The 2575-nt window shown below is 42.0% G+C and carries 3 protein-coding genes; 1 reads left to right on the forward strand and 2 read right to left on the reverse strand.

Translation table 11 applies throughout. The features are described 5' to 3' along the window. Positions 1–357 precede the first annotated feature (357 nt). Both PL8927_RS08145 and PL8927_RS08150 read right to left on the reverse strand, forming a co-directional pair. Positions 358–1350 carry a pentapeptide repeat-containing protein gene (locus PL8927_RS08145; RefSeq protein WP_083619558.1) on the reverse strand — a complete coding sequence of 331 codons (993 nt, stop codon included), beginning with the start codon at positions 1348–1350 and terminating at the stop codon, positions 358–360. A gap of 30 nt (positions 1351–1380) precedes the next feature. Next, positions 1381–2208, reverse strand: a complete 828-nt coding sequence (locus PL8927_RS08150; protein ID WP_083619555.1) for a pentapeptide repeat-containing protein — start codon at positions 2206–2208, stop codon at positions 1381–1383. A 224-nt stretch (positions 2209–2432) separates the two neighbouring features. Here PL8927_RS08150 and PL8927_RS08155 point away from each other — a divergent pair. Continuing rightward, a partial coding sequence (locus tag PL8927_RS08155) for a helix-turn-helix domain-containing protein (protein ID WP_156093133.1) occupies positions 2433–2575 on the forward strand: 143 nt, incomplete at its 3' end.

Raw genomic sequence — 2575 nt, forward strand, 5'->3', positions numbered from 1 at the left:
CCCGCGACTTAAGTTTAACCTCGTTCACGCGCGTTAAACTTGTTGTTGAATTTGTTAATTAATGCGTTCAAGGTTGGATTCACCATTGCCTTACATCCGCTTCCCCAGTTTCTAATCTCAACCCCGCAGGACTTTCAACCTTGTTATTTATTTCGGAGTATCTTTGATTCGGGCGGGTCTTTTCACAACCCCTAATATGTTAACAGAAAACCACAGTAATTCGGTAGTTTTGTTATTTATCTTAATAAAAAGTCGTCCGAGAAGGACGAGGTTTTAAACCCATTTTTCTGGTAAAAAAAAAGGATTGTTTGATTCTGTTTAAAATGTTAAAATATAAAGATTTAAGAGAATTAAAAATTAAGCTTTATAAATTGTCCCATCGGGAAGTGTAGCCCCAGCTAAATTAACATTTGTTAAATTAACGCCCTGGAGGTTAGCACCGCGTAAACTTGCACCATAGAGGTTTGCCCCTTCTAAATTAGCCTCTGATAGATCAGCCTTCCAGAGATAAGCATTTTGCAAGTTAGCACCGCGTAAATCCGCTTTTCTCAAGGTAGCTAAATTCAAGTTCGCCCCCATCAGAGTCCCATGAGTTAAAATAGCAAAGGATAAATCGGCCCGGATTAACACCGCATCCGTCAGATTACTGCTGAGGAGGTCGGCTTCAACTAAATTGGCATCCTGTAACTTCGCCCTTTGTAAATTCCCTTGTTCTAACTGAGTTTGACTTAAATTAGCAGCCGTTAAATCAGCATCTTGTAAATTAATTCTGGTCATCAGTGCTTGGGAAAAATTCACCCCACTTAAGTCAAATCCCTGAAGATCAACTTCCGATAAATAGGCAGAACTCAGATTAATTCCTGTCATTTGGGTTTCTTTGAGAATGGCTCCACTCAGTTTAGCTTGACTCAAATTCGCCCAGTTTAAATTAGCGCGGGTTAAATTCGCACTGCGTAAATTCACACCACTTAGATTCGCACCACATAAATTAACGCCCTGCAAATTAGAAGCTCGGAGGTTAACCCCGCGTAAAATTGCCCCACTGAGTTTGACTCCACTCATCTGGGACTTAACTAAAAATGCCCCTTCTAGGTTGGCTTTTGTCAAATCAGCATCTTTTAATTGTCCTCTGCCCAACTTGACAAAACTTAAATTGCTACCATACAAAAACGCATTCGTAAAGTTAACTTCATGGAGTAAAGCCCGTGTTAAATTAGCCCGGGCCAAAGATGCTCCTGCCAAATCAATCCCAACTAAATTAACATGGCACAAATGAGCACCAATCAGGTTGACATTCTTAAAATCTCGTTCTCCAGCTAAATAACGATTTAAGAGTTCTTGAGCATTGATTGTGGACTGTACTGGCACAGGATTCATCCCCTACTTATTGGGTAAAATCGCACCTCTCATATCTGCATCTCTTAAATTGGCTCGATCCAATTTAGTATCGATCATAATCGCTTCAATCAGATTTACACCACTTAAATTTGACCAAGATAATTTTGTTCGGTAGAGTCGGGCTCGGCTCATATTGGCGCCGCGTAAAGTTGTCCAAGTCACGTTAGCCCCTCGGAGGTTAGCTTCACTCAAATTTGCTTCACTTAAATCAGCCCCAATCATTGTTACTCGTGTTAAATCCGCTTCATGAAAGTTGGCTCCAATCATCATTCCCCCACTGAGGGTGGCATTCGTTAAGTTCGCGCCTTCTAACGTGGTTTCTCGCATAATCACGTTGGTCAGGTTCGCACTTTCTAAAATCGCTCCCGTGAGATTAGCCTTCATCAAATTCGTTCGTACTAACGTAGCATGGGTTAAATTCGCGCCGACAAAATTGGCTTGGCTAAAATTGGCTTCCGTGAGGTTCGCTTCCGTCAGGTTGGCTTGAGTCAAGGTAACGTTTTTGGAAGAAGACCCCCGTAAACTCGCCCCCGTCAAATTCACCCGGTTGAACTTCGTATCACTCAAATAGCTGCCAATTAAATTGGCATCGCTCAAGTTAGCATCGGTGAGATCAACACCCATAAACTTTGTTTCTCGAAAATTCACCCCCGTTAAGTTGGCTCCCACTAAGGATGTATTTTCCAAGCTGGCCCTAGCAATAATGGATTCACTGAGGTCAATACCACTTAAATCTACTCCAACTAAGCTAACGGATCGAAACAACCGCTCCCCCTCTGTATAGCGTTTTAATAATTCATTAACCTCCATATCATTCGCCTCACGAATAGTCCCAGTATTAGGATGACACTATAGAAGAATACTCTTTCCATCATCCCAGATTACTTAGGTTTATGCACCGAACAATCTCAGGATGTTGGCGGTTGACGGTTGGCGGTTGACGGTTAGCCCGCAAGTCCAGTGGATCATTAATATTGTTTTTACTGTTTTCGGGAGTATGTAGTAATATATTCAGACCAGGAGGTGCAAATCGAGTGCTACATAAAGCTGTACAAGTCCGTCTGTATCCAACTGCATGGCAAAAAGCACGACTAGCCCAAACATTTGGATGTTCGCGCTGGTGGTGGAATTATGCCTTAAATAAATCCATTCAGGTTTATCAAGATACGGGGTCATG

It is taken from the genome of Planktothrix serta PCC 8927 (assembly GCF_900010725.2).
Classification (GTDB): Bacteria; Cyanobacteriota; Cyanobacteriia; order Cyanobacteriales; family Microcoleaceae; genus Planktothrix; species Planktothrix serta.